Origin of the sequence: Schaalia georgiae DSM 6843, from assembly GCF_000429245.1 — a bacterium.
GTDB classification, from domain to species: Bacteria; Actinomycetota; Actinomycetes; order Actinomycetales; family Actinomycetaceae; genus Pauljensenia; species Pauljensenia georgiae.
This window is the reverse complement of sequence record NZ_AUBM01000012.1, coordinates 42,992-64,456: the sequence shown is the minus strand read 5'-3', so window position 1 is coordinate 64,456 and position 21,465 is coordinate 42,992. Positions and strand designations below refer to the sequence as shown.

Genomic DNA, 21,465 nt, shown 5'->3' with positions numbered 1-21,465 from the left:
CAAGTGGCAGTTCGAATCCGCCTCAAGCGCATGGGCAAGATCCACGCCCCCGCCTACCGTGTCGTCGTCGTCGATTCCCGCAAGAAGCGCGACGGCCGCGTCATCGAAGAGATCGGCGTCTACGACGCCCAGCCGGATCCGTCCGTGATCCGCATCGACTCCGAGCGCGCCCAGTACTGGCTCGGAGTCGGCGCCCAGCCCTCCGACCAGGTCCGCAACCTGCTGGTGCTGACCGGCGACATCGCCAAGTTCAACGGCAAGGCCGACGCCGTGTCCCGCGTGCGGGTCTCCGACGCCGACAAGGCCGCCCAGGCCGCGCAAGCCGTCAAGGACGCCGAGGCCGAGGCTGAGAAGTCCAAGGCCGCGGCCTCCGCGAAGAAGGCCGAGGAAGAGGCCGCCGCGGCCAAAGCCTCCGAGGAAGCAGAGGAAGCCTGAACATGCTCGCAGACGCGCTTGAGCACCTGGTCAGCGGCATCGTCGACCACCCCGAGGACGTCCAGGTCACCCCGCGCCAGTTGCGGCGCGGCCAGCTCCTGGAGGTCCGGGTCAACCCCGAGGACCTCGGGCGCGTCATCGGACGCGGGGGGCGCACCGCGCGCGCCCTGCGCACCGTGATGGGCGCTCTGTCGACGCGGGGCTCGGTCCGGGTCGACGTCGTCGACACCGACCGCGAGTAAGCCGTCGCAGCGTGGGGACCCGGGCGCCCGCCCGGGTCCCTTCCCGTACCCGCGCAGTCCCCAACCCACCCAGGAGGAGAACCCATGCTCATGACCGCGGCGATCATCGGGCCCGCGCACGGCCTGAAAGGGGAGGTCGTCCTCGACGTGCGCTCCGACGACCCGGCGGTCCTCGCCCCCGGGGCGTCCCTGGTCCTGTCAGGATCCGGGTCCGGGGTCGTCGTCGAATCGACGCGCGTCCACAAGGGCAGGGTGCTGGCCCGCCTCGGGGGCGTGGGCACCCGGGAGGAGGCCGAGGCGCTGCGCGGGGCGGCGCTGCTGGTCGCCCCCCACGACGAGGAGGACGCGTGGTACCCCCACCAGCTCAAGGGCCTGCGCGCGCAGGACCCGCAGGGCCGCCCCCTCGGCTCCGTGAGCGGGTTGCGGCCCGGCGGCGCCCAGGACCTGCTCCTCGTGGGCACCGAGCGGGGAGAGGTCATGGTGCCCTTCGTGCGCCAACTCGTCCCCACAGTCGACGTCGAGGGCGGCCGTGTCGTCATCGACGCGCCCCCGGGGCTCTTCGACGACGGGGCCGACGACTCCGGGGAGGGCGCCTGACCGTGCGCTTCGACCTGGTCTCCATCTTCCCCCAGTACTTCGACTCGCTTTCCCTGTCGCTGCTGGGACGCGCCGACCGCTCCGGCCTCGTCTCCGTTCGCGCCCACGACCTGCGCGACTGGGCCCACGGCGCCCACCGCAGCGTGGACGACGCCCCCTACGGCGGGGGGGCGGGCATGGTCATGCTCCCCGAGGTGTGGTGCGCTGCCCTCGACGAGATCCTGGGGGCCTCCTGCGCCCCCGTCCTGGCGGTGCCGACCCCTTCGGGGATCCCCTTGACCCAGCGCCTCGTTGGGGAACTGGCGCGTGCCGACCACATCGTCGTCGCCTGCGGGCGCTACGAGGGCATCGACCAGCGCGTCGCGGACCACTACCGGGAGCGGGGGCTTCGGGTCCTGGAGTACTCGATCGGCGACTACGTCCTCAACGGCGGCGAAGCCGCGGCCGCGGTCCTCGTCGAAGCGGTGGCGCGCCTCGTCGACGGCTTCATGGGCAACCCCGACTCGCTGGCCGAGGAGTCCCACGGGGAAGGCGGCCTCCTGGAGTACCCCGCCTACACCAAGCCCCGCAGCTTCCGGGGCCTCGACGTGCCCGGCGTGCTGCTCTCCGGCGACCACGGCGCCATCAGGCGGTGGAGGCGCGACCAGAGCCTCAAGAGGACCGCCGAGCGCAGGCCCGACCTGATCGACGCCCTGGACCCCGTCGGCCTCGATGCCCAGGACCGCGAGGCGCTGGCCTCGTGCGGCGTCGTCTTCACCCCCGGGCCCACCCGGGTCCGCTACCTGCCAGGGGAGCAGGCGGACGCGGCCGAGCTCGCCGCATTCGCCGCCAGGACCTTCCCCATGGCCGCCCCGCCTCAGATCCCCGTCGAGGACGTGGCCCGCTTCATCCGCGAAGAGCTGGACGAGGCGTCCTTCCGCGACCGCCTGGCGAGCCCGGACACGCGCGTCCTCATCGCGCGCGCCCAGGGGGGCGAGGGCGGCCCGCCGATCCTGGGGTACACGCTCACGGTCCTGGGCCACCCCGACCAGATGCCCGAGGGCAACGGCGCGGTGCCGCTCGACGAGGGCGCCGCCTACCTGTCGAAGTGCTACACGGACGCCTCTGCGCACGGCAGCGGACTGGCCGGGGCGCTGCTCGAGAAAGCCGTGGCGGACGCCCGCGCCCACGGCGCCACCCAGATCGTGCTCGGCACCCACATCCGCAACACGCGCGCCCAGCGCTTCTACAAGCGGCACGGATTCAAGAAATCGGGGCGGCGCACCTTCCGGGTCGGCTCCGCCACACCCACCGACGACGTCATGGTGCGCCCCGCCGACCGCTGAGGCGCTGGCTGCGTCGCCGAGCCGCGGCGGACGCGCCCAGCGGGGGACCCGGGCCGGGCTCGCGAGAGAGCCGCTTCTGCTTCCCGGCGGTGGCCTCGGGCCGCATTCCCGAGCCGTGGCGGACGCACCCAGCAGGCGACCCGGGCCGGGTTCGCGGCGGCTTCTCCCGGGGCGGAGTGGGCGAACTCACTGGCGCGCCCGCCGCCCCGGACCTCTTCGACTACCGGGGGGCGGTGCGCGTGTGGCACACTATAGCGTCGGTCGTGCGCGGCCCATCCTGCCGCAGGGGGAGGCCCGGGCGCACCACCGACACACGGAACGCGGGCCGCAGCGCCCGCCGGATCCGGCGCGCGTGACCTGCGGCGGGCGCGCCTAGGAGAACAAATGCAGAAGCTGGACGCCGTAGACGCGGCATCCCTGCGCGACGACATCCCCCCGTTCCGGGCGGGCGACACCGTCAAGGTGCACGTCAAGGTCGTCGAGGGCAACCGCTCCCGAATCCAGGTCTTCCAGGGCGTCGTCATCGCCCGCCGCGGCCATGGCGTGTCCTCCACGTTCACGGTCCGCAAGATGTCCTTCGGCGTGGGTGTCGAGCGCACCTTCCCGGTCCACGCGCCCACGATCGACCGCATCGAGGTCGTCACCAAGGGCGACGTGCGCCGCGCGAAGCTCTACTACCTGCGCAAGCGCCACGGCAAAGCCGCGAAGATCAAGGAGCACCGCTCGGGCAAGTCCGAGTGAGGGCCGGAAACGGAACCGGGCGCCCCGCGGGGGCGGACCGATTCTGAGGAAAGGCCCGGACGGGGCCCGGCACCCGGCAGGGGAGCCGGGCCCCGCCTTATGCTAGAGACCTGCACCGACTCCGATCCGAGGCGAGGAGACGCCATGTCAGAGGCCACAGAACCACCGAGTGCCCCCCGGCACCTGCCCTCGCTCAAGGACCGCGACCGCGCGGAGGCCGAGGCCAGGCGCAACCCCGTCGTGTGGCTGCGGGAGATCGCCGTCATCCTGGTGATCGCCCTGATCATCTCCTCCCTGCTGCGCGCCTTCGTCGTCCAAGTGTTCTGGATCCCCTCCCCGTCGATGCGGGGCACGCTCGTGGAGAACGACAGGATCGCGGTGTCGCGTATCGCTGCCCTCACCGGCAATATCAAACGCGGCGACGTCGTCGTCTTCGACGACACCCTGGGATGGCTGGGCAGCGGCGACTCCTCCGGCTCGGTGCTGCGCAGCATCGGGGAGTTCACGGGCTTCGTTCCCGCAGGCGGCGAGCAGACCCTCGTCAAACGCGTCATCGGGATCGGCGGGGACCGCGTGAAGTGCTGCTCCACGGACGGCAAGGTCATGATCAACGGCGTGGAGGTCTCCGAGACGTACATCGCCGAGGGCCAAGCCGCCTCGACGATCCCCTTCGACGTCACAGTGCCGGAGGGCCACCTGTGGGTCATGGGGGACAACAGGGGCAACTCCGCGGACTCCCGCTACCACATGGGGGAGGGGCAGTCCCCTTTCGTGCCGCAGAAATCGGTGGTCGGCACCGTCTGGGCGATCATCTGGCCCGTGAGCAGGTGGACGACCGACATAGGCCACAGGGAAGTGTTCGCGGTCGTCCCCGACCCCCAGTGAGCGCCCCCAGCGCCTCGGCGCTCTTCGAGCAGTCCCTGGCCGACCAATTCGGCGTCGTAGCCGGCGTCGACGAGGTGGGCCGCGGCTCCCTGGCCGGCCCCGTCGCAGTCGGCGTCGCCCTCACGTCCCCGGGCGCCGCCGACCCGCCCGCCGGCCTGGCCGACTCCAAGGCGCTCACCGCCAAGAGGAGGGAGGCCCTGGCCCCGGCCGTGCGCCAGTGGGCCCTCGACTGCGCGGTCGGGTGGGCGGGCCCCGACGAGATCGACCAGTGGGGGATCGTCGCCGCCCTCAGGCTCGCCGGGCTGAGGGCCCTCGACGAACTCGCCGGACGGGGGCGCGTGCCCGCCGTGGTGGTACTCGATGGCTCCCACAACTGGCTCGCCATGCCCGGCGACCTGCTCAGCGGCCTCGGCGGGCCCGACTACCCGCCGCCGTGCCCGGCGCCCATCCGCACCCGCGTCAAGGCCGACGCGTCGTGCGCGGTCGTCGCAGCGGCCTCGGTGATCGCCAAGGTCGAGCGCGACCGCCTCATGGCGGAGCTCGACGACCCAGGCTACGAGTGGTCCCGCAACAAGGGGTACGCGTCGGCGGCGCACATCGCCGCCCTCGGCGAACTCGGGCCCAGCGCCCACCACAGGCGCAGTTGGAAACTGCCCGCGCGGGCCCGGAAGTGAGGACCCCGCTGGTGCGCCGCCGCACAGCGTTGCAGAACTGCCCGGGCGCGGACAGCGAGTGCGGTGAGTGCGCGAGCTCCCCGGAGACGGCTGCCCGCGCGAGAGTGGGCCGCGCCGCCATCGAGGTCGCCCGTCAGGCCGGCTGAGACTGGCTGCCCGCGCGAAAGTGAGCCGCGCCGGGCCTCCCTCTGCGCGGCAGGGGCCCCTGCGGGCATCATGGGTGTGTGAGTGAGGAAATCGAAGGATACGAGAACTCCCTGGAGCTGGAGCTCTTCAAGGAGTACCGCGACGTCATCGGACTGTTCAAGTACGTCGTGGAGACAGAACGCCGTTTCTACCTGTGCAACCAGGTGGACGTCCAGGCGCGCCCAGTGGGCTCCGATGTCTTCTTCGAGTTGGCGCTGACCGACGCGTGGGTGTGGGACATCTACCGCTCCAGCCGGTTCGTCCGCTCCGTGCGCGTCATCACCTACAAGGACATCAACGTCGAGGAGCTGTCCAAACCGGAACTGTCCATCCCCTCGTCCTGAACCGCCCCGGCCCGTCCCGGGCCCGGCGCCGTCCACAGGCCCCTCCGCCCGCCCGTCCCCGTCCACAGGGGGCGGGCGCCGTTTTGAAGGCGCTGCGCGCCCCGCGCGACAGTGGAGGCGGAGGTAATGACATGTCCGCACGCACGAACCGCCTCGGAGCCCGGGGCGAAGACACTGCCGCCGCATTCCTCGAGGAGAACGGCGCCACCATACTCACCCGCAACTGGCGCGACGGCAGGCGCGGCGAGATCGACATCGTCGCGGGCGTCCCCCGGGGCCCACGGCCCGGCGTCGCCGTCGTCGAAGTGCGCACCCGTGTGGGCAACCAGCGCGGCAGCGCCCTGGAGTCCGTCGACTCCCGCAAGATCGCCAGGCTCCGCGCACTGGCCGGCGCCTGGTGCAGGGCCAACCCCGGCCAGCTGGGGGAGCTGCGCATCGATGTGGTGGCCATCACCATCGACCCCAAGCGGGCACGCGAACTGGGGGAGCGCCTCGCCTCGTGCGCCGACCTGCGCCAGGCTGGGGCCAGCGTCGAGTGGATCCGGGGTGTGGCATGAGCGCCGCCACGCGGCTCGCCCGCACCCACTCGGTGAGCCTGGTCGGCCTCGAAGGCCGCCTCGTGCGCGTGGAGACCCAAGTCGGCCGCGGCCTCGTGCAATTCGTCATCGTGGGGCTGCCCGACGCCTCAGTGCGCGAGTCGAAGGACCGCGTGCGCTCCGCCCTGGAGAGCTGCGGCCTGGAGGTCCTCGACTCCCGCGTCACCGTCAACCTGTCGCCCGCCGGACTGCACAAATCCGGCTCCGGCTTCGACCTGGCGATCGCGGTCTCGGTCCTGCTGGCCGCGGGCAGGGTCGGCCCCACCTCCTTCGACGGCGCCGTCATCATCGGCGAACTCGCCCTGGACGGGTCGCTGCAGCCAGTGCGGGGCGTCCTGCCCGCAGTCCTGGCGGCCCGGGGCCAGGGGATCACCCGCGCCATCGTCCCCGCCGCGAACGCCGCCGAGGCCTCCCTGGTGGGCGGAGTCGAAACGGCCGCATTCGCGCACCTGGCGGAACTCGTGCGATGGGCCGGCGGCAACGCCCAAACGCCCGTCAGCATCGGCGGCCTCCTCCCCGACGCGCCCGAGCCAGAACCCGCCGCTAGCGGCCCGCACGTCGATATGGCCGACGTGCGGGGCCAGCACGACGCCGTCGAAGCGCTCACCGCCGCGGGAGCGGGCGGACACCACGTGTTCCTCCTGGGCGAGCCGGGCTCCGGCAAGACCATGCTCGCCTCCCGCATGCACACCATTTTGCCCGACCTCGACGACGACACCGCCCTGGTCGCCACCTCCCTCCACTCCCTGGCGGGCACACTGCGCGACGGCGAGGCCCTGGTGCGCCGCCCGCCGATCCTCACCCCGCACCACTCGGCCACCATGGCCGCCCTCGTCGGCGGCGGGCACGCCCGCATCACACCGGGCGCCGCCTCCCTGGCGCACGGGGGAGTCCTATTCCTCGACGAGGCCGCGCAATTCCAACCCTCCGTCCTCGACGCCCTCCGCGAGCCCCTGGAGAACGGGGAGGTCCACATCCACCGCGCCGGCCTGCACGCCCGCCTGCCCGCCCGCTTCCAACTGCTGCTGGCGGCCAACCCATGCCCCTGCGGCGGCGGGCGCCAAGGGAGGGCGTGCACATGCAGCGCCCAGGCCCGCATGCGCTACCTCGCGCGCCTGTCCGGGCCACTCCTGGACAGGATCGACATCACCGTGCGGGTCGACACCCCCACCAGGGCGGACCTCGCCCGAGGCCCCTCACCGTCGTCGGCGTCCCTGCGCGAACGGGTCGCCGAGGCCAGGAGCCGGGGCGCCCGCCGCCTCGCCGGAACCCCGTGGACCCTCAACGCCCAGGTCCCCGGCCGGTGGATCCGCGCCTCCAGCGGCATCGACCCGCGGATGGTGGCCGACCTGGACAGAGCGGTCGAAGCGGGCACCTTCTCGATGCGGGGAGCGGACAGGGTCCTGCGCCTCATGTGGACGATCGCCGACCTCAACGGCGCCGCCCGACCGGGAGAAGTGGAGCGCGGCCTAGCGATATGGCTGAGGAAAGGAGACAACCCCAATGATTGACGACACCCACTACAGCGCCGCCTGGTGGACCACCGTGGTCGAACCCGGGGACGCGGACGTCCACGCACTGCGCTCCGCCCTGGGCGACGAGGAAGCACGGCGCTGGGCGTGCGCCCCCGCCCCTTCTCCGCTGCCGCGCGCCCTCGCAGGCCACGACTGGGAGGCGGCGTGGGGCAGATGGCACCCCCGCGCCGCCGCGGACACCCTCGACGCCGAGCTGGAGCGCGCCGACAGGATCGGCGCTGCGTTCCTCACCCCCTCCGACCCGCAGTGGCCCGAGGGAATGGCGGACCTCGGCCCGCGCGCCCCGGTCGGCCTGTGGGCGCGAGGCCGACTCGATCCGGGCGGATCCGCCACAAGGGCCTCGATCTCCATCGTCGGCGCACGCGCATGCACCCGCGAGGGACAGGCCACGGCGGCCAACATGGCGTGCGCCCTGACGGAGAAGGGATACCGGACCGTCTCAGGCGGGGCCTACGGCATCGACATCGCCGTGCACCGAGGCGCCCTCGCCGTCCCCGGCCCCACGACCGTCGTCGTCGCCGGGGGAATCGGGGCGCCCTACCCGCGCGCCCACGCCGAGGACTTCCACGCCGTCAAGGACGCCGGGGGAGCCGTCGTCTCCGAGGCCCCGCCGTCGTGGCGCCCCGCGAAGTGGCGCTTCCTCGCGCGCAACCGGCTCATAGCCGCCTGGTCGGGCTCCACCGTCGTCGTCGAGGCCGGGATGCGCTCGGGCGCCCTGTCCACCGCGCGCGCCGCCATGGAACTGGGCAGGAACGTGGGCGCGGTCCCCGGCTCCGTCAGGGCGCCCATGTCAGCGGGCGCCCTGGCCCTCATCCGCAACGGCGCCACACTGGTGCGCGACGCCGCGGACGTCGAGGAGATGCACGCGCCCATCGGCTCGTGCGCACCCGAGCCCCTCTTCGGCGCCCCCGTGGAGGAGGACCGGGGGACCGACGCCCTCGCCCCCGCCCAACGGCGCGTCTGGGAGGCCCTGCCCGCCAGGTCGCGCGCCCGCCTCGGCGCCGTCGTCACCGCCTCGGGGCTCTCTGAGCGCGACGTGCTCGTGGCGCTCGCGGGACTCGAACTGGCGGGCATGGTCTCCTCCGACACCACGGGCTGGAAGCGGATGCCAGTGGTGGCGCGCCGGTAGGATCGCCCCATGACGACGTCGGTCCTCGACCAGTGGGGCGCCCACCTGCGCCACAGCCGGGGCGCCTCCGCCCACACGGTGCGCGCCTACACGGCGGACCTGGCGGCGTTCCTCGCCTTCACGGGGACAGACCCCGCCGACCCGGGCGCGGCCTCGGCCCTGACCCTCAGGGCCGCCCGCGCGTGGCTGGCGGACTCCGTGGCCCGGGGCGCCGCCCGCTCCACCGTCTCGCGCCACGTGGCGGCGCTGCGCAACTTCTCCGCGTGGGCCCACCGGGAGGGACTGGCGCCCACGGATGCTGCGGCGGCCCTCGCCTCGGCGCGGGCGGACCAGCGGCTGCCCCGCGTCGTCGACCAGGACGAGGCGGCGGCCCTGCTCGAGTGCGCGCGCTCGAGGGCGAGCGCCGACGACCCAGTCTCCGTCCGCGACTGGGCGATCCTGGAGCTAATCTACGCCACGGGGATCCGGGTCTCCGAGGCGTGCTCCCTCACCACGTCTTCCGTCGACGCCGCCGCCCTCACCGTCCGGGTGCTCGGCAAAGGCGATAAGGAGCGCACGGTCCCCTTCGGCGTCCCCGCCCGCGACGCCCTCGACCAGTGGACGGTGCGCGCCCGCCCCTCGTTGGCGGTGGGGACGGACGCCCTCTTCGTCGGGGCCAAGGGCGGGCCGATCGACCCCCGCGTCGTGCGCGCGATGATCCACAGGATGTGCGCCAGGGCCGGGGTGCGCGACATCGCCCCCCACGGGTTGCGCCACAGCGCCGCCACCCATCTGCTGCAGGGCGGAGCGGACCTGCGGGCGGTCCAGGAGATCCTGGGGCACTCCTCGCTCGCGACGACCCAGCGGTACACGCACGTGGACGCGGGCAGGCTCAGCGACGTGTACCGCAGGGCGCACCCGCGCGCGTAGGGGGCGGTGGCCGCAGGATCGCGTTGACCGCAGGAGTGTGGTGCCTGATCACTTCCGCTCGGCTCATGGAGGCGATGGGTTCGACTTTGAGGATGCAACGGGTGAAGAAGATCCCGGCGATGATGGAGGCCAGAGCGGCTGCGTGCTTGCTGGCGTTCGCGCCGCCGATGACGGCGGCGAGGCGGGCGACCATCTCGGTCTGCAGATATTCCCGGAATATTCGTTGCGCTGCCGGCGAGGCGAGGCCGTCGCCGATGAGTTGGGCGAGCCCTTCCCGGTAGTCGGGCCGGTCCCAGGTGGTGAGGGCGGCTTCCAGCAGTGCGCGGCCCAGCTGGTCCCTGGGCACCCGGTCGGAGATGACGTCCAGCACCTCTGCGGGGGTGAGGCTGAGCTCAGCGATTGCCTTGAACAGGCCCTCCTTGGAGCCGAAGTAGTAGCTGACCAAGGCGTGGTCCACGTCCGCGTCGCGGGCGATCGACCGCAGGGACGTCCTGGCGTAGCCGTGTTCGGCGAAGCGCGCCTGGGCCGCTCTGAGGATGCGGTCCTTGCTGTCGGTCGGTCGTGCGGGACGCCCCGGTTGTTTATTCACCACAGTTGAAATGATGCCATACCCGGGACCTCAATAGACGCCATGACGAACATCGCTGTGTCCTTCCAGAAGTTGCGGATGGAGTTCCGCCGACCGGGCCGACCGCCCGTGGTCGCCTTGGATTCGCTGGACCTGGAGGTTGTCCGCGGCCAGATCCTCGGTCTGCTGGGACCGAACGGATCAGGTAAGACCACCAGTGTGAACCTGTTGTGCGGCCTGTTGCGGCCGACATCGGGGACCGTGGTCTGCGAGGGGATCGACGTCCGCAGTGACGTGACCGGAGTGCGCTCGCGGTTGGGCGTCGTTCCGCAGGAGACTGCCCTGTACGACGACCTGACCGCCGATGAGAACCTCTCCTTCCACGCCCGCCTGTACGGAGTGCCCCACGCCAAGCGGAAGGCCCGTATCGACGAGCTCCTCGACCTGGTGGGCCTCAGTGGGCGCCGAGGCGATCGGGTCGGCACCTACTCCGGCGGGATGCAACGCCGCCTCGCCCTGGCGCGGGCCCTGTTGACCCGCCCGACCGTGGTCGTCCTGGATGAGCCGACCCTGGGCGTGGACGTGCAGTCGCGCGCGGCGCTCTGGGAACGAGTGCGCCAGATCGCCGACGAGGGCGGTACGGTCCTGCTGACGACCAACTACATGGAGGAGGCCCAGGCGCTGGCCGACCAGCTGGCCGTCCTCGACCACGGGGAACTCGTCGTGACGGGGACTCCCGAGGAACTGCGCGGGGCGCTCGGCCAGACGTTCATCGACGTCCGCTCCTCCCATCCCCCGAACGAAACCGGTCTGCGAGCCGTGCCGGGGGTCTGCGAAGTCACTTGGCGCGACGGGATCGCGTCGATCGCCGCGGACGGCGGTCCGGCGACCGTCCGCGGAATCCTGGACTGGTTCGCCGACCACGACGCGGACGCCGTGCTCGCCGGAGTGCGCCGCCCCGACCTCAACGACGTCTTCCTGGCCTTGACCGGAAAGGCCCTGCGCGACGGGGGCGCCTCATGAGTCGGCTGGAGCCCGTATGGGCGATCGCGGTCAAGGACTGGACGCGGTTCATCCGGCAACCGTTCCTGCTGGTGATCAGTGTGGTCATCCCATTGGTGTTCATCTTCTTCTACTCGCTCGTCATCCCGGTCAGCAACAACAACCCGGTCATGGTCGCCGACTCCGACGGCGGCCCCGCCGCAGCCCGGCTCGTCGAGACACTGCGCGCCGTCCACAGTGAAGAGGGCCCCTACTACGACGTGATCGCCACCGACCCCAGCGCCGCCCTGAGCGCGTTCGACGAGCAGCGCGCCCTGGCCGTCATCGTCATCCCCGACGGCTTCTCCGAGGCCGCCGAGGCGGGCAACGCCGCCGTCGAGCTGCGGCTGAACAACATCAACTCCGACTACTCCAAGAACCTGCGCCTGCGCCTCGACCATGCCGTCCGCGCTTTGAACGACGAGTTGGCCGGACCGGTGATGACCGTCAAGGAGACCCGTTGGCTGCCTCGCGACCCCACCATGCTGGGCTACATCTCCACCAGTCTGCTGCTGTTCGGCTGCTTGTACGCCGCCATGGTCAACACCGGCCTGCAGGTCGCCGCTGAATGGAACGACCGCACCGTGAAGAACCTGCTGCTCGCCCCAGCGGGGCGCGGCGCACTCGTCGCGGGCAAGATCCTGGCAGGGCTCGGGCAGAGCCTCGTGTCGCTGTGCCTGGTCCTGGCCGTCCTGGTGGTCGGCTTCGGCTTCAAGCCCACCGGCGATCTGCTCGGCATGGTCGGCATCGTCGTCGCGACCCTGCTCATGGGATCCGGCATCGGGGCGGCATTCGGTGTCGCCTCGAAGAAGTCCCTCGCCACAGCGTCCGCGCTCATCGCGCTGGCGATCGCGTTCTTCCTCGTCTCCGGCAACGAGGAATCGATGCGGGGCCTGGCCTGGGGACAACCGATCACCGCGCTGTGGCAGCTCTCCCGGGCACTCCCCACCACGTACGCCTTCATGTCCGCCCGCAGTATCTTCCTCACCGGCGACACCTCGGACTTGGCCGTCAACCTCACCATCGTACTGGCCTCAACGGCAGTGATCTTCGCGGCCGCGGCCGGGTTGCTGCGCCGCGCCTTCTCCCACCTGAACGGAGGCCAATGATGCACCTCGACCGCATCAATGCCATCATCGCGAAGAACATGCGCCAATGGTCCCGCGATAAGCAAGCCCTGGCGGGCCCCATGCTGATCCCGCTCGTGCTCATGTTCCTCTGCGGCGTCCTGTTCGGATTCGGCGGCGACGAGTGGAACATCGCACTGGTCAACCGCGGCGCCGGTCCGCATGCGACCGCGTTCGAGACCGGGATACGTGAACTGCGCGGCAACATCAGCCCCTACTTCCGCGTCGTCACCACCGACCCAGTAGAGGCCGACCGGCTCGTCACCGAAGGCCGCCTGCACATGGCGCTCACCATCCCCGACGACTTCGACCAGGTGATCGAGGCCGGTGGCGTGCCGACGCTGGAGACCCACGTTTACAACATCAACACCGACATGATGAAGAACGCGCGCCTACGGCTCGACCGCGCCATCCAGGACTACGCCGCCGCCCATGCCGAGGGCCTGGCGCCGATCACCGTCACCCAAACCACCACCCGCCCTGACGACGTGTGGCGCCGGACCTTCATCGCCAATAGCGCTGTCATCCTCGCCATCATGGTCGGGGCCGCGCTCAATGCGGCGATCATGGTCGCTCGCGAATGGGAGCGCAGAACCACCAAAGAGATCCGACTCGCGCCGCGGCCGTTGGCCGACTTGACCACCGGCACCCTGCTGGCCGGGATCATCACCGGTGCGATCAACACCGTGGTGACCCTGATGGTGGCGGTCGCCGTGTTCGGGGTCCGTATTCCGCTGGGAAGGCTGCCCGTCCTGCTGTCCGTCGCCGGGCTGGTGTCAGTCGCCTGCGCCGGCATCGGTGTCGCAGTCGGAGCGTGGCTGCGCGACTACCGGACCATTCAACCGCTGCTCATGGTGACATTCGCCGGCTCGTTCTTCGCTTCCGGCGGGTTCTCGTCAGTGGCGACCCTGCCCCGCCCGGTCCAGGTGTTCGACCGGTTCTGGCCCCCTGCGGCGGTGTTCGAGAACCTCCAGGCATGGACCTGGATGGCCGACCCGCCATCGCCGGCGCCGATGGTGCTCGCTTCCGGTGTCGCCGCGGTGCTCGGCGTGGGCATCGGCGCCTGGGCGCTCCACCGCAGGCTATGACCCGCCGCCGATCCGAAACCGGTCTGACGGCACCGCCGCCCGCCTCTCGCGCAGCGTTCGCGCTCTCCGGGCTGGGGGGGCGGCGCGCCGCCGCTATTCCCACGGCTTGAGCACGACCGGGCCCAGGGTGAGCCGGATCGGGTCGGTGTAGGCGCGCCGACCGGTCCTGGCGCCCCAGTGGAGGTGGTCGGCACCGGGTGGGACCCGGCCGATCACTTGGCCCCGGACGACCCTCTGCCCCGCCTCGACCTCGGCCTGCGCGGGCACGTAGGTCGCCCACACCGGCGATCCCGCCCGCTCGTGCTCGACGGAGATGACGGGCTGGGACGCGACGGGGCCCGCGAAGGCCACCACGCCATCGGCTGCGGCGACTATCGGCGTGCCGCCGGGAACGTCGAGGTCCACTCCCCGCCGCCCGGGCAGCCAGTCGTGCGCCGGAGGGGCGAAGGACGACAGCACCGGCGAGGGGGACCCCGTGGGCCACATCCAACGCTGGTCCTCCACGCCTGGAGCAGCCCCCGCCGACAGCGGTTGGGCGAGGAGGGCGGCTGCGGCGGAGGCCCGGAGGAACCGGCGGAGGCGGGTGCGGGGAGTCATGGACCCAGTCTCACCAGGCGCGCCGCCCGCGCGCCTACCGGGGCCGGAGCCCTGTGCACAGCGTTCCCGCCCCGTCCGGGCCTGTGGACGGCGCCCTTGCCGCACCAGCCCATCCCCAGTGACCAGCGACACTTCGCGGGACATGTGGTGTGATTCCGTCTGTTCTAGAATGAACGGGCGCTTGCCACGTGCAGGCGACTTCGCGTGCCATTTTCTGCGTGCCCCCGCTTCGCGGGAGGCCCGCAGGGCCAGCGGCCACGGTCCCCTCGGGGCGGCCCGGTCATGGCACCAGGGCCCACAGAAGTGGGCGGACAACCGAAAACCCCGGGGCACCGCCCCATGAACTCGCACCGCGCGGGGAAGGAAGAACCATGGCAGTCGTAACCATGCGTCAACTCCTCGAGTCCGGCGTCCACTTCGGACACCAGACTCGCCGTTGGAACCCGAAGATGAAGCGCTTCATCCTCACCGAGCGCAACGGCATCTACATCATCGACTTGCAGCAGACCATCGCCGACATCGACATCGCTTTCGATTTCGTCAAGCAGACCGTCGCCCACGGCGGCACGATCCTCTTCGTCGGCACCAAGAAGCAGGCCCAGGAGGCCGTCGCGGAGCAGGCCCAGCGCGTGGGCATGCCCTACGTCAACCACCGTTGGCTCGGCGGCATGCTGACGAACTTCTCGACGGTGTCGCGCCGCCTGCAGCGCCTCAAGGAGCTCGAGCAGATCGACTTCGAGGACGTGGCTGCCTCCGGCCACACCAAGAAGGAACTGCTCATGATGAGCCGTGAGAAGGACAAGCTGGCCCGTACCCTGGGCGGTATCCGCGACATGGCGAAGGTCCCCTCCGCGGTGTGGATCGTCGACCCGAAGAAGGAGCACCTCGCGGTCTCCGAGGCCCGCAAGCTGAACATCCCGATCGTCGCCATCCTCGACACCAACGCCGACCCCGACGAGGTCGACTACCGCATCCCCGGCAACGACGACGCCATCCGCGCCGTCGCGCTGCTGACCCGCGTGGTCGCCGACGCCGTCGCCGAGGGCCTGATCGCCCGCTCCGACGCCCGCAAGGGCAAGGGCGAGGAGACCGCCGCCGAGCCGCTCGCCGAGTGGGAGCGCGAGCTCCTCGAGGGCGAGGTCAAGGCCGACGAGGCCGCCGCGGCCCAGGCCGCCGAAGAGTCCGCCCCCAAGCAGGACTGAACGTTTTACTGAGAGGAACCACCTGATGGCGAAATTCACCGCTGCAGATGTGAAGGCGCTGCGCGAGCAGACCGGCGCCGGCATGATGGACGTCAAGAAGGCGCTGACCGAGGCCGACGGCGACTCCGAGAAGGCCCTCGAGATCATCCGCCTCAAGGGCCTGAAGTCCCTGTCCAAGCGCGAGGGCCGCCAGGCCCTGGCCGGCCTGCTGGCCGCCACCACCGACGGCACCGTCGGCGTCATGGTCGAGGTCAACTCCGAGACCGACTTCGTGGCCAAGAACCAGAAGTTCATCGACTTCGCGAACGAGGTCCTCGCCGCGGCCGTCGCCTCCAAGGCCTCCGACACGGACGCGCTGCTGGCCGCTCCGATGGGCGAGGGCACCGTCAAGGACCGTCTCGACGCTTTCGCCGCGATCATCGGCGAGAAGCTGCAGATCGGCCGCGTCGTGCGCGTCGAGGGCGACAACGTCGACCTCTACCTGCACCAGACGAACCCGGATCTGCCCCCGCAGGTCGGCGTCTTCGTGGTGACCGACGCGGCGGGCAAGGCGGTTGCCCACGACATCGCGATGCACGTGGCCGCTTACATGCCGGCCTACCTCGACCGTGACCACGTCCCCGCGGACGTGCTCGACAAGGAGCGCGCGACCCTGGAGAAGATCACCCTCGAGGAGGGCAAGCCCGAGCACATCGTGCCCAAGATCGTCCAGGGCCGCCTCGAGGCGTTCTTCAAGGACAACTGCCTGGTCGACCAGGCGTTCGCCCGCGACCCCTCCAAGTCCGTGGGCAAGGTCCTCAAGGAGGCCGGCGCCTCCGTGAGCGACTACGTGCGCGTGCACGTGGGCGCCTGAGCCCGCTCCCGCATCCGCGGCCCCGCCTTCGGGTGGGGCCGCGTCGCATCTTAGGTAGTATTGTCTCGGTTGGGCGCGCCCGAGGCGGGCGCGCCGCGCTGGATCGTAAGGAGAACTGCCATGTCCAAACCCCGCCGCGTCCTGTTGAAAGTATCCGGGGAGGCGTTCGGGGGAGGGGCTATCGGACTCGACACCGCGGTCGTGCGCGATATCGCCGAGCAGGTGGCCGTGGCGATCCGCCAGGGGGTCCACGTCGCCGTCGTCGTCGGCGGGGGTAACTTCTTCAGGGGCGCCCAGCTGGCCAAGGCGGGCCTGGAGCGCAGCCGGGCGGACTACATGGGGATGCTGGGAACGGTGATGAACGCCCTCGCGCTGCAGGACTTCATCGAGCAGGCCGGGGTCCCCGCCCGCGTGCAGAGCGCCATCACGATGACCCAGGTCGCTGAGCCCTACATCCCGCTCAGGGCGATCCGGCACCTGGAGAAGGGCCGGGCGGTCGTGTTCGGGGCGGGGGCCGGCTTGCCGTACTTCTCGACCGACACGGTCAGCGCCCAGCGCGCCCTCGAGATCCACTGCGACGAGCTGCTGGTCGCGAAGAACGGCGTGGACGGCGTGTACGACGACGACCCGAAGACGAACCCGGGAGCCCGCCGCTTCGACGCGATCACCTATTCCGAGGCCCTCACCCGCGACCTCAAAGTCATCGACGCCACCGCTCTCGCCCTGTGCCGCGACAACGGGTTGAAGACCCGGATCTTCGGAATGGGTGAAAAGGGCAACGTGACTCGCGCACTCATGGGCGAACATATCGGTACTCTTGTCACAACGCAGGACTGACCACCACACCACCGACACTAAGGAGCCACTGTGATTGACGATATCCTCCTCGAGGCCGAGGACAAGATGGACAAGGCCGTGGACGCGGCCTCCCACGAGTTCGCCTCCATCCGCACCGGGCGCGCCACCACGTCGATGTTCGCGCAACTGAGCGTCGAGTACTACGGGGCGCCCACACCGATGCAGCAACTGGCGTCCTTCCAGATCCCCGAGGCCCGCATGGTCATTATCTCCCCCTTCGACCGCACTGCCACGCAGGAGATCCTGCGCACGCTGCGCGAGTCCGACCTGGGAGTCAACCCCACCGACGACGGCAACATCATCCGCGTGGTCCTGCCCGCCCTCACGGAGGAGCGCCGCAAGGAGTACGTCAAGCAGGCCAAGTCGAAGGCCGAGGACGGCAGGGTCTCGGTGCGCGGAGTGCGCCGCAAGGCCAAGGACCAGCTCGACCGCCTCAAGAAGGACGGCGAGGCCTCCGAGGACGACGTGGACCGCGCCGAGAAGGCCCTGGACGCGGCGACGCGGGCCCACACCGACCAGATCGACAAGATGCTGGCGGCTAAGGAGAGCGAGCTGCTGACGATCTGATGGAGGATCAGTCGCAGAGTTTCTTGTCGGCGGTCTTCCGCCCCGGCCCCACCCGCGAGCGCCCGCCCCTGGGCGCGACGGGCAGGGCGGGGCGCAACCTGCCGGCCGCTGTGACGACCGGGGCGGTCTTGGTCACGGTCATCGCGGTCGCCCTGTTCTTGTACCCGCCGCTGTTCATCGGCGTCATCGCGGTGGCGTGCCTGGCGGGGGTGTGGGAGCTGGCGGGCGCTTTCGCGCGCATGGGGGTGTCCGTGGCGGTGATCCCCCTGTACGTGGGCGCGATCGGCATGGTCACCTGCGCGTGGCTGCTGGGGGCGGAGGGAATGCTCTTCGCCATGTACCTCACCGTCTTCGTGTGCGCGGCGTGGCGCCTGCTGGACGCGCGCACCGAGTCCCGGATGAGTGATATCGCCTCGTCGGCCTTCGTGGCCGTCTACGTCCCCTTCCTGGCGTCCTTCGTCGTTCTCATGGTGTCGGCGTGGCCGGACCCGTGGGTGTTCCTTTCCTACGAGGCGATGGTGATCGCCTCGGACACGGGCGGCTGGGCGGCGGGGATCGCCATCGGCCGCCACCCCATGGCCCCGCGCCTGTCCCCGAAGAAGTCATGGGAGGGCTTCGCGGGCTCGTGCCTGGCGGCGACGGGCGTGGGGTGCCTCGGGCTGCACCTGCTGGGCGCCCAGTGGTGGTGGGGCCTGGTGGCGGGCGTTCTGGTGGCGTTCGTGGGGACCATGGGCGACCTGACCGAGTCCCTCATCAAGCGCGAGGCGGGCATCAAGGACATGTCGGGCCTGCTGCCCGGCCACGGGGGCGTCCTCGACCGTGTGGACGCGGTGCTCATGACGGCGCCCGTCGTCTACTTCGTCTACGCTCTCGCGCTGCCCGGCGTGTCGTGGGAGGGGAGCCATTGAGCACACGGACCCAGCTGGCCGCGGCGCGCGCGTCGGGGGCGGGGCGCGAGGTGCGCCCGACCGACCAGCCGCCCGAGGGCGCCGCGCACGCGGGTGCCCGCCCGGTGCTGTCCTTCACGGCCAAGCGGCGGGGCAAGCCCCCCTCGCACCTGGCCGACTTGGACGCGGCGGGGCGCAAGGCGGTGCTCGGGGGCATGGGCCTTCCGCCGTTCCGCGCCGACCAGTTGAGCCGCCACTACTTCGAGCGCTTCGAGGCGGACCCGGCGGATATGAGCGACATCCCCGCCTCCATGCGCCAGGGGGTCCGCGACTCCCTGTTGCCCCCGCTGGTGTCCGAGGTCGTGTCGCTGCGGGCCGACGGGGGGCGCACCGTCAAGGACCTGTGGAGGCTCTACGACGGCGCGCAAGTGGAATCCGTGCTCATGCGCTATCCGCAGCGGACCACCTTGTGCGTGTCCTCGCAGGCGGGGTGCGGTATGGCCTGCCCCTTCTGCGCGACGGGGCAGATGGGGCTGACCCGCAACCTGTCGACGGCGGAGATCGTCGACCAGGTCCGCCTGGCGCAGGCGGCGTGCCGCGACGGCGCCCTGGCCGGTGGTCCCACGCGGCTGACGAACGTCGTGTTCATGGGGATGGGTGAGCCCCTGGCCAACTACAAGACGGTGGTGGGCGCGCTGCACCGCCTCGTCGATCCGGTGCCGGAGGGCTTCGGGATGAGCGCCCGCAACGTCACGGTGTCCACGGTGGGACTGGTCCCCGCGATCCGCAGACTTGCGGGGGAGGGGCTTCCCGTGACGCTCGCCGTGTCCCTGCACGCCCCCGACGACGGCCTGCGCGACGACCTCATCCCCATCAACTCGCGGTGGAAAGTGGGGGAGCTCCTGGACGCGGCGCGCCACTACTTCCTGGTGACGGGGCGCAGGGTGTCCATCGAGTACGCCCTCATCAAGGACATGAACGACCAGGTCTGGCGCGCCCAGCTCCTGGCCGACGAGCTCAACCGGAGGGGGAAGGGGTGGGCCCACGTCAACCCGATCCCGCTCAACCCGACGCCGGGTTCGATCTGGACGGCGTCCACGAGGCGTTCACAGGACGCATTCGTCACGACTCTCCGCGACAATGGGATAGTGACTTCGATTCGCGACACCCGCGGCTCTGATATCGACGGGGCGTGCGGCCAGTTGGCCACGTCCGCGGCGAAGAGGGCCGCGGGGGACGGCAGTAGCAGGAAGGAGACCCGATGACCGACGCATTTCCGACGGTTGGTTTTTTCCGGCAGGGGTACAACCCCGAGGCCGTGGACGCGTTCTTCGAGGACGCGCGGCGCGCCTACGAGGGCGGCGTGCCTGCCGAGCAATTCAGCGCCGAGCAGGTGCGGCAGGCGACGTTCACGCTGAAACGGCGCGGCTACGACATCGACGCGGTCGATGGGGCGATGAACCGCTTGGAGGCGGCCTTCGTCCAGCGCGACCGGGCCGAGCACGTCGCGGCGATGGGGGAGGCCGCGTGGTACGACCGCGTCGCCGACCGGGCGACCACGCTGTACCCCAGGCTCCAGCGGCCGCGGGGCGAGCGCTTCGCCCACCCGGAGTCGGGGCGGGGCTACCGGATGGACGAGGTTGATGACCTGCTGGACCGGCTCGCCGCCTATTTCGACGACGGCGAACCCCTGAATGCCGATGAAGTGCGCCAGGCCACTTTCAGGCCCGCGCGGGGCAAGAAGGCTTACGCCGAGGGCCCTGTGGACGCGTTCCTGGGGCGGGCGGTGGACATCCTGCTGGCGGTCGACTGATGCCTCCGGCCGTCCCGGTGCCCGCCCAGGGCGCGCCCGTACCTGTGGTCGTCCTTGGCTCGACGGGGTCGATCGGCACCCAGGCGCTCGACGTGATCGACGCGAATCCCGGTGTCTTCGAGGTGGTGGGCCTCGGGGCCGGGGGCGCCGACCCGGGTGCCCTGGCCGCGCAGGCCGCCTCCCACGGGGCCCCGTTGGTCGCGGTCGCGCGTGAGGACCGCGTCGGGGAGGTGCGAGGGGCTCTAGCGGCTGCTGCCCCTTCAGTGGCGCCGACGGTCCTGGGGGGCGCCGACGCGGCTTCGGACCTGGTTCGCGAAGCGTGCGCCAGGTGGGGAGGGCGCGTCGTTGTCCTCAACGGGATCACGGGTTCCGTGGGGCTGCGCCCGACGTTGGCGGCTTTGGAGTCGGACGCCACACTGGCGCTGGCGAACAAGGAGTCGCTGGTGGCCGGGGGCGCCCTGGTCAAGAGGGCCCTGCGGCGCCCCGGACAGGTGGTGCCCGTTGATTCGGAGCACTCGGCGATCGCCCAGGCGCTGGCCAGCGGCGTGCACGAGAAGGGGCTCACGTCGCGGCGCCTTTCGGGCGCCAGCGAGGTCGCCGACCTGGTGCTGACGGCGTCGGGCGGCCCGTTCCGCGGCCTCACCCGCGCCGAGCTCGCCCGGGTCACACCCGAGCAGGCCCTCAACCACCCGACGTGGGACATGGGCCCCGTCGTCACCATCAACTCTGCGACCCTGATGAACAAGGGCCTGGAGCTCATCGAGGCGCACCTGCTCTTCGATGTCGCCCCCGACCACATCATCACGACGGTCCACCCCCAGTCGATCGTGCACTCGATGGTGACGTGGCAGGACGGGGCGACGACGCTGCAGGCCTCGCCCCCCGACATGCGGCTGCCCATCGCACTGGGACTGGCGTGGCCCCGGCGGCTGCGCGGAGTGGAAGAGCCCCTGCGGTGGGACGCTGCGTCGCAGTGGACTTTCGAACCGGTCGACGACGAGGCTTTCCCCGCCGTCGGCCTGGCGCGGGCCGCGGTGTCCGCCTCTGCCACCCACCCCGCGGTGATGAACGCGGCGAACGAGGTGCTCGTCTCCGCCTTCCGCGCGGGCGCGGTGGGCCTGCCGGGCATCACCGATGTCGTCGAGCGGGTCCTCAGCGAGCACGAGGGCGTCGAGGACCCGTCGTTGGAGGACGTGGAGGCGGTCGAGCGGTGGGCGCGCGAGCGCGCCCACGAATTGTCGGTGCTTTGAGGCGGGCCGAGGGGCC

25 protein-coding genes are annotated in these 21,465 nt (G+C 71.2%); 23 read left to right on the top strand and 2 right to left on the bottom strand.

Annotated features, from left to right (window positions below):
- The first annotated feature begins 3 nt into the window (after nt 1-3).
- The 12 genes from rpsP to G447_RS0107280 all read left to right on the top strand — a co-directional run bounded on the left by rpsP (nt 4) and on the right by G447_RS0107280 (nt 9,598).
- The gene (rpsP, locus tag G447_RS0107340) at nt 4-435 is read left to right on the top strand and encodes a 30S ribosomal protein S16 (RefSeq protein WP_005870273.1); all 432 of its coding nucleotides are present in this window, start codon (nt 4-6) and stop codon (nt 433-435) included.
- Nucleotides 436-437: 2 nt separating this feature from the next.
- Nucleotides 438-677, top strand: a complete 240-nt coding sequence (locus tag G447_RS0107335; RefSeq protein WP_005870283.1) for an RNA-binding protein — start codon at nt 438-440, stop codon at nt 675-677.
- An 84-nt stretch (nt 678-761) separates the two neighbouring features.
- On the top strand, nt 762-1,274 hold the full coding sequence (gene rimM, locus G447_RS0107330; protein WP_026430580.1) for a ribosome maturation factor RimM: 513 nt from the start codon (nt 762-764) through the stop codon (nt 1,272-1,274).
- 2 nt (nt 1,275-1,276) lie between these two features.
- Entirely contained in the window at nt 1,277-2,599 is a 1,323-nt protein-coding gene (trmD, locus tag G447_RS0107325) for a tRNA (guanosine(37)-N1)-methyltransferase TrmD (RefSeq protein WP_026430579.1), read from the top strand.
- Between the two features lie 384 nt (nt 2,600-2,983).
- Complete coding sequence (rplS, locus tag G447_RS0107320) at nt 2,984-3,340, top strand: 50S ribosomal protein L19 (protein ID WP_005870277.1); 357 nt, start codon at nt 2,984-2,986, stop codon at nt 3,338-3,340.
- Between the two features lie 144 nt (nt 3,341-3,484).
- Nucleotides 3,485-4,225, top strand: coding sequence for a signal peptidase I (lepB, locus tag G447_RS0107315; protein ID WP_005870265.1), 741 nt, complete (start codon nt 3,485-3,487; stop codon nt 4,223-4,225).
- The gene (locus G447_RS0107310; RefSeq protein WP_026430578.1) at nt 4,222-4,899 is read left to right on the top strand and encodes a ribonuclease HII; all 678 of its coding nucleotides are present in this window, start codon (nt 4,222-4,224) and stop codon (nt 4,897-4,899) included. Before lepB ends, G447_RS0107310 begins: the two co-directional genes overlap by 4 nt.
- A gap of 224 nt (nt 4,900-5,123) precedes the next feature.
- The gene (locus tag G447_RS0107300) at nt 5,124-5,429 is read left to right on the top strand and encodes a DUF2469 domain-containing protein (RefSeq protein ID WP_005870281.1); all 306 of its coding nucleotides are present in this window, start codon (nt 5,124-5,126) and stop codon (nt 5,427-5,429) included.
- Nucleotides 5,430-5,560: 131 nt separating this feature from the next.
- Nucleotides 5,561-5,986, top strand: a complete 426-nt coding sequence (locus tag G447_RS0107295; protein ID WP_026430577.1) for a YraN family protein — start codon at nt 5,561-5,563, stop codon at nt 5,984-5,986.
- Nucleotides 5,983-7,536: a YifB family Mg chelatase-like AAA ATPase gene (locus tag G447_RS0107290; protein WP_026430576.1), complete on the top strand. Its 1,554-nt coding sequence runs from the start codon at nt 5,983-5,985 to the stop codon at nt 7,534-7,536. The genes G447_RS0107295 and G447_RS0107290 overlap by 4 nt, the downstream gene beginning before the upstream one ends.
- Nucleotides 7,529-8,689, top strand: coding sequence for a DNA-processing protein DprA (locus G447_RS0107285; protein ID WP_026430575.1), 1,161 nt, complete (start codon nt 7,529-7,531; stop codon nt 8,687-8,689). The genes G447_RS0107290 and G447_RS0107285 overlap by 8 nt, the downstream gene beginning before the upstream one ends.
- Before the next feature lie 9 nt (nt 8,690-8,698).
- Nucleotides 8,699-9,598, top strand: coding sequence for a tyrosine recombinase XerC (locus G447_RS0107280; RefSeq protein ID WP_026430574.1), 900 nt, complete (start codon nt 8,699-8,701; stop codon nt 9,596-9,598).
- Here G447_RS0107280 and G447_RS0107275 read toward each other — a convergent pair.
- The gene (locus tag G447_RS0107275; RefSeq protein WP_165577606.1) at nt 9,561-10,190 is read right to left on the bottom strand and encodes a TetR/AcrR family transcriptional regulator; all 630 of its coding nucleotides are present in this window, start codon (nt 10,188-10,190) and stop codon (nt 9,561-9,563) included. The two genes, G447_RS0107280 and G447_RS0107275, sit on opposite strands and share 38 nt — an antisense overlap.
- A 39-nt stretch (nt 10,191-10,229) precedes the next feature.
- Here G447_RS0107275 and G447_RS11275 point away from each other — a divergent pair, with 39 nt between their 5' ends.
- Genes G447_RS11275 through G447_RS0107260 form a run of 3 tightly spaced genes read left to right on the top strand, consistent with a single transcriptional unit; the run spans nt 10,230 to nt 13,422 of the window.
- Nucleotides 10,230-11,189 (top strand): ABC transporter ATP-binding protein, encoded by a 960-nt coding sequence (locus G447_RS11275; protein ID WP_051226276.1) that lies wholly within the window; start codon nt 10,230-10,232, stop codon nt 11,187-11,189.
- A complete protein-coding gene (locus G447_RS0107265) occupies nt 11,186-12,316 on the top strand; it encodes an ABC transporter permease (protein WP_026430572.1) in 1,131 nt (376 codons plus the stop codon). Before G447_RS11275 ends, G447_RS0107265 begins: the two co-directional genes overlap by 4 nt.
- Nucleotides 12,316-13,422, top strand: a complete 1,107-nt coding sequence (locus G447_RS0107260) for an ABC transporter permease (RefSeq protein ID WP_165577605.1) — start codon at nt 12,316-12,318, stop codon at nt 13,420-13,422. Before G447_RS0107265 ends, G447_RS0107260 begins: the two co-directional genes overlap by 1 nt.
- Before the next feature lie 93 nt (nt 13,423-13,515).
- Here the strand turns inward: G447_RS0107260 and G447_RS11270 are convergent, their stop codons facing one another.
- Nucleotides 13,516-14,019 carry a M23 family metallopeptidase gene (locus G447_RS11270; RefSeq protein WP_026430570.1) on the bottom strand — a complete coding sequence of 168 codons (504 nt, stop codon included), beginning with the start codon at nt 14,017-14,019 and terminating at the stop codon, nt 13,516-13,518.
- A gap of 371 nt (nt 14,020-14,390) precedes the next feature.
- Here G447_RS11270 and rpsB point away from each other — a divergent pair, with 371 nt between their 5' ends.
- From rpsB to dxr, 8 genes are all read left to right on the top strand, one after another.
- Nucleotides 14,391-15,221, top strand: coding sequence for a 30S ribosomal protein S2 (gene rpsB, locus G447_RS0107250; RefSeq protein WP_005868739.1), 831 nt, complete (start codon nt 14,391-14,393; stop codon nt 15,219-15,221).
- Nucleotides 15,222-15,246: 25 nt separating this feature from the next.
- On the top strand, nt 15,247-16,074 hold the full coding sequence (gene tsf, locus G447_RS0107245) for a translation elongation factor Ts (protein WP_005868737.1): 828 nt from the start codon (nt 15,247-15,249) through the stop codon (nt 16,072-16,074).
- 120 nt (nt 16,075-16,194) lie between these two features.
- Entirely contained in the window at nt 16,195-16,911 is a 717-nt protein-coding gene (pyrH, locus tag G447_RS0107240) for a UMP kinase (protein WP_005868742.1), read from the top strand.
- Between the two features lie 30 nt (nt 16,912-16,941).
- Complete coding sequence (frr, locus tag G447_RS0107235; protein WP_005868738.1) at nt 16,942-17,499, top strand: ribosome recycling factor; 558 nt, start codon at nt 16,942-16,944, stop codon at nt 17,497-17,499.
- A complete protein-coding gene (locus tag G447_RS0107230) occupies nt 17,499-18,407 on the top strand; it encodes a phosphatidate cytidylyltransferase (protein ID WP_005868745.1) in 909 nt (302 codons plus the stop codon). The genes frr and G447_RS0107230 overlap by 1 nt, the downstream gene beginning before the upstream one ends.
- Nucleotides 18,404-19,651, top strand: a complete 1,248-nt coding sequence (gene rlmN, locus G447_RS0107225; protein ID WP_243442332.1) for a dual-specificity RNA methyltransferase RlmN — start codon at nt 18,404-18,406, stop codon at nt 19,649-19,651. Before G447_RS0107230 ends, rlmN begins: the two co-directional genes overlap by 4 nt.
- A complete protein-coding gene (locus G447_RS0107220; protein WP_005871185.1) occupies nt 19,648-20,199 on the top strand; it encodes a DivIVA domain-containing protein in 552 nt (183 codons plus the stop codon). Before rlmN ends, G447_RS0107220 begins: the two co-directional genes overlap by 4 nt.
- Nucleotides 20,199-21,449, top strand: a complete 1,251-nt coding sequence (dxr, locus tag G447_RS0107215; RefSeq protein ID WP_026430568.1) for a 1-deoxy-D-xylulose-5-phosphate reductoisomerase — start codon at nt 20,199-20,201, stop codon at nt 21,447-21,449. The genes G447_RS0107220 and dxr overlap by 1 nt, the downstream gene beginning before the upstream one ends.
- The last annotated feature ends 16 nt before the right edge of the window (nt 21,450-21,465 follow it).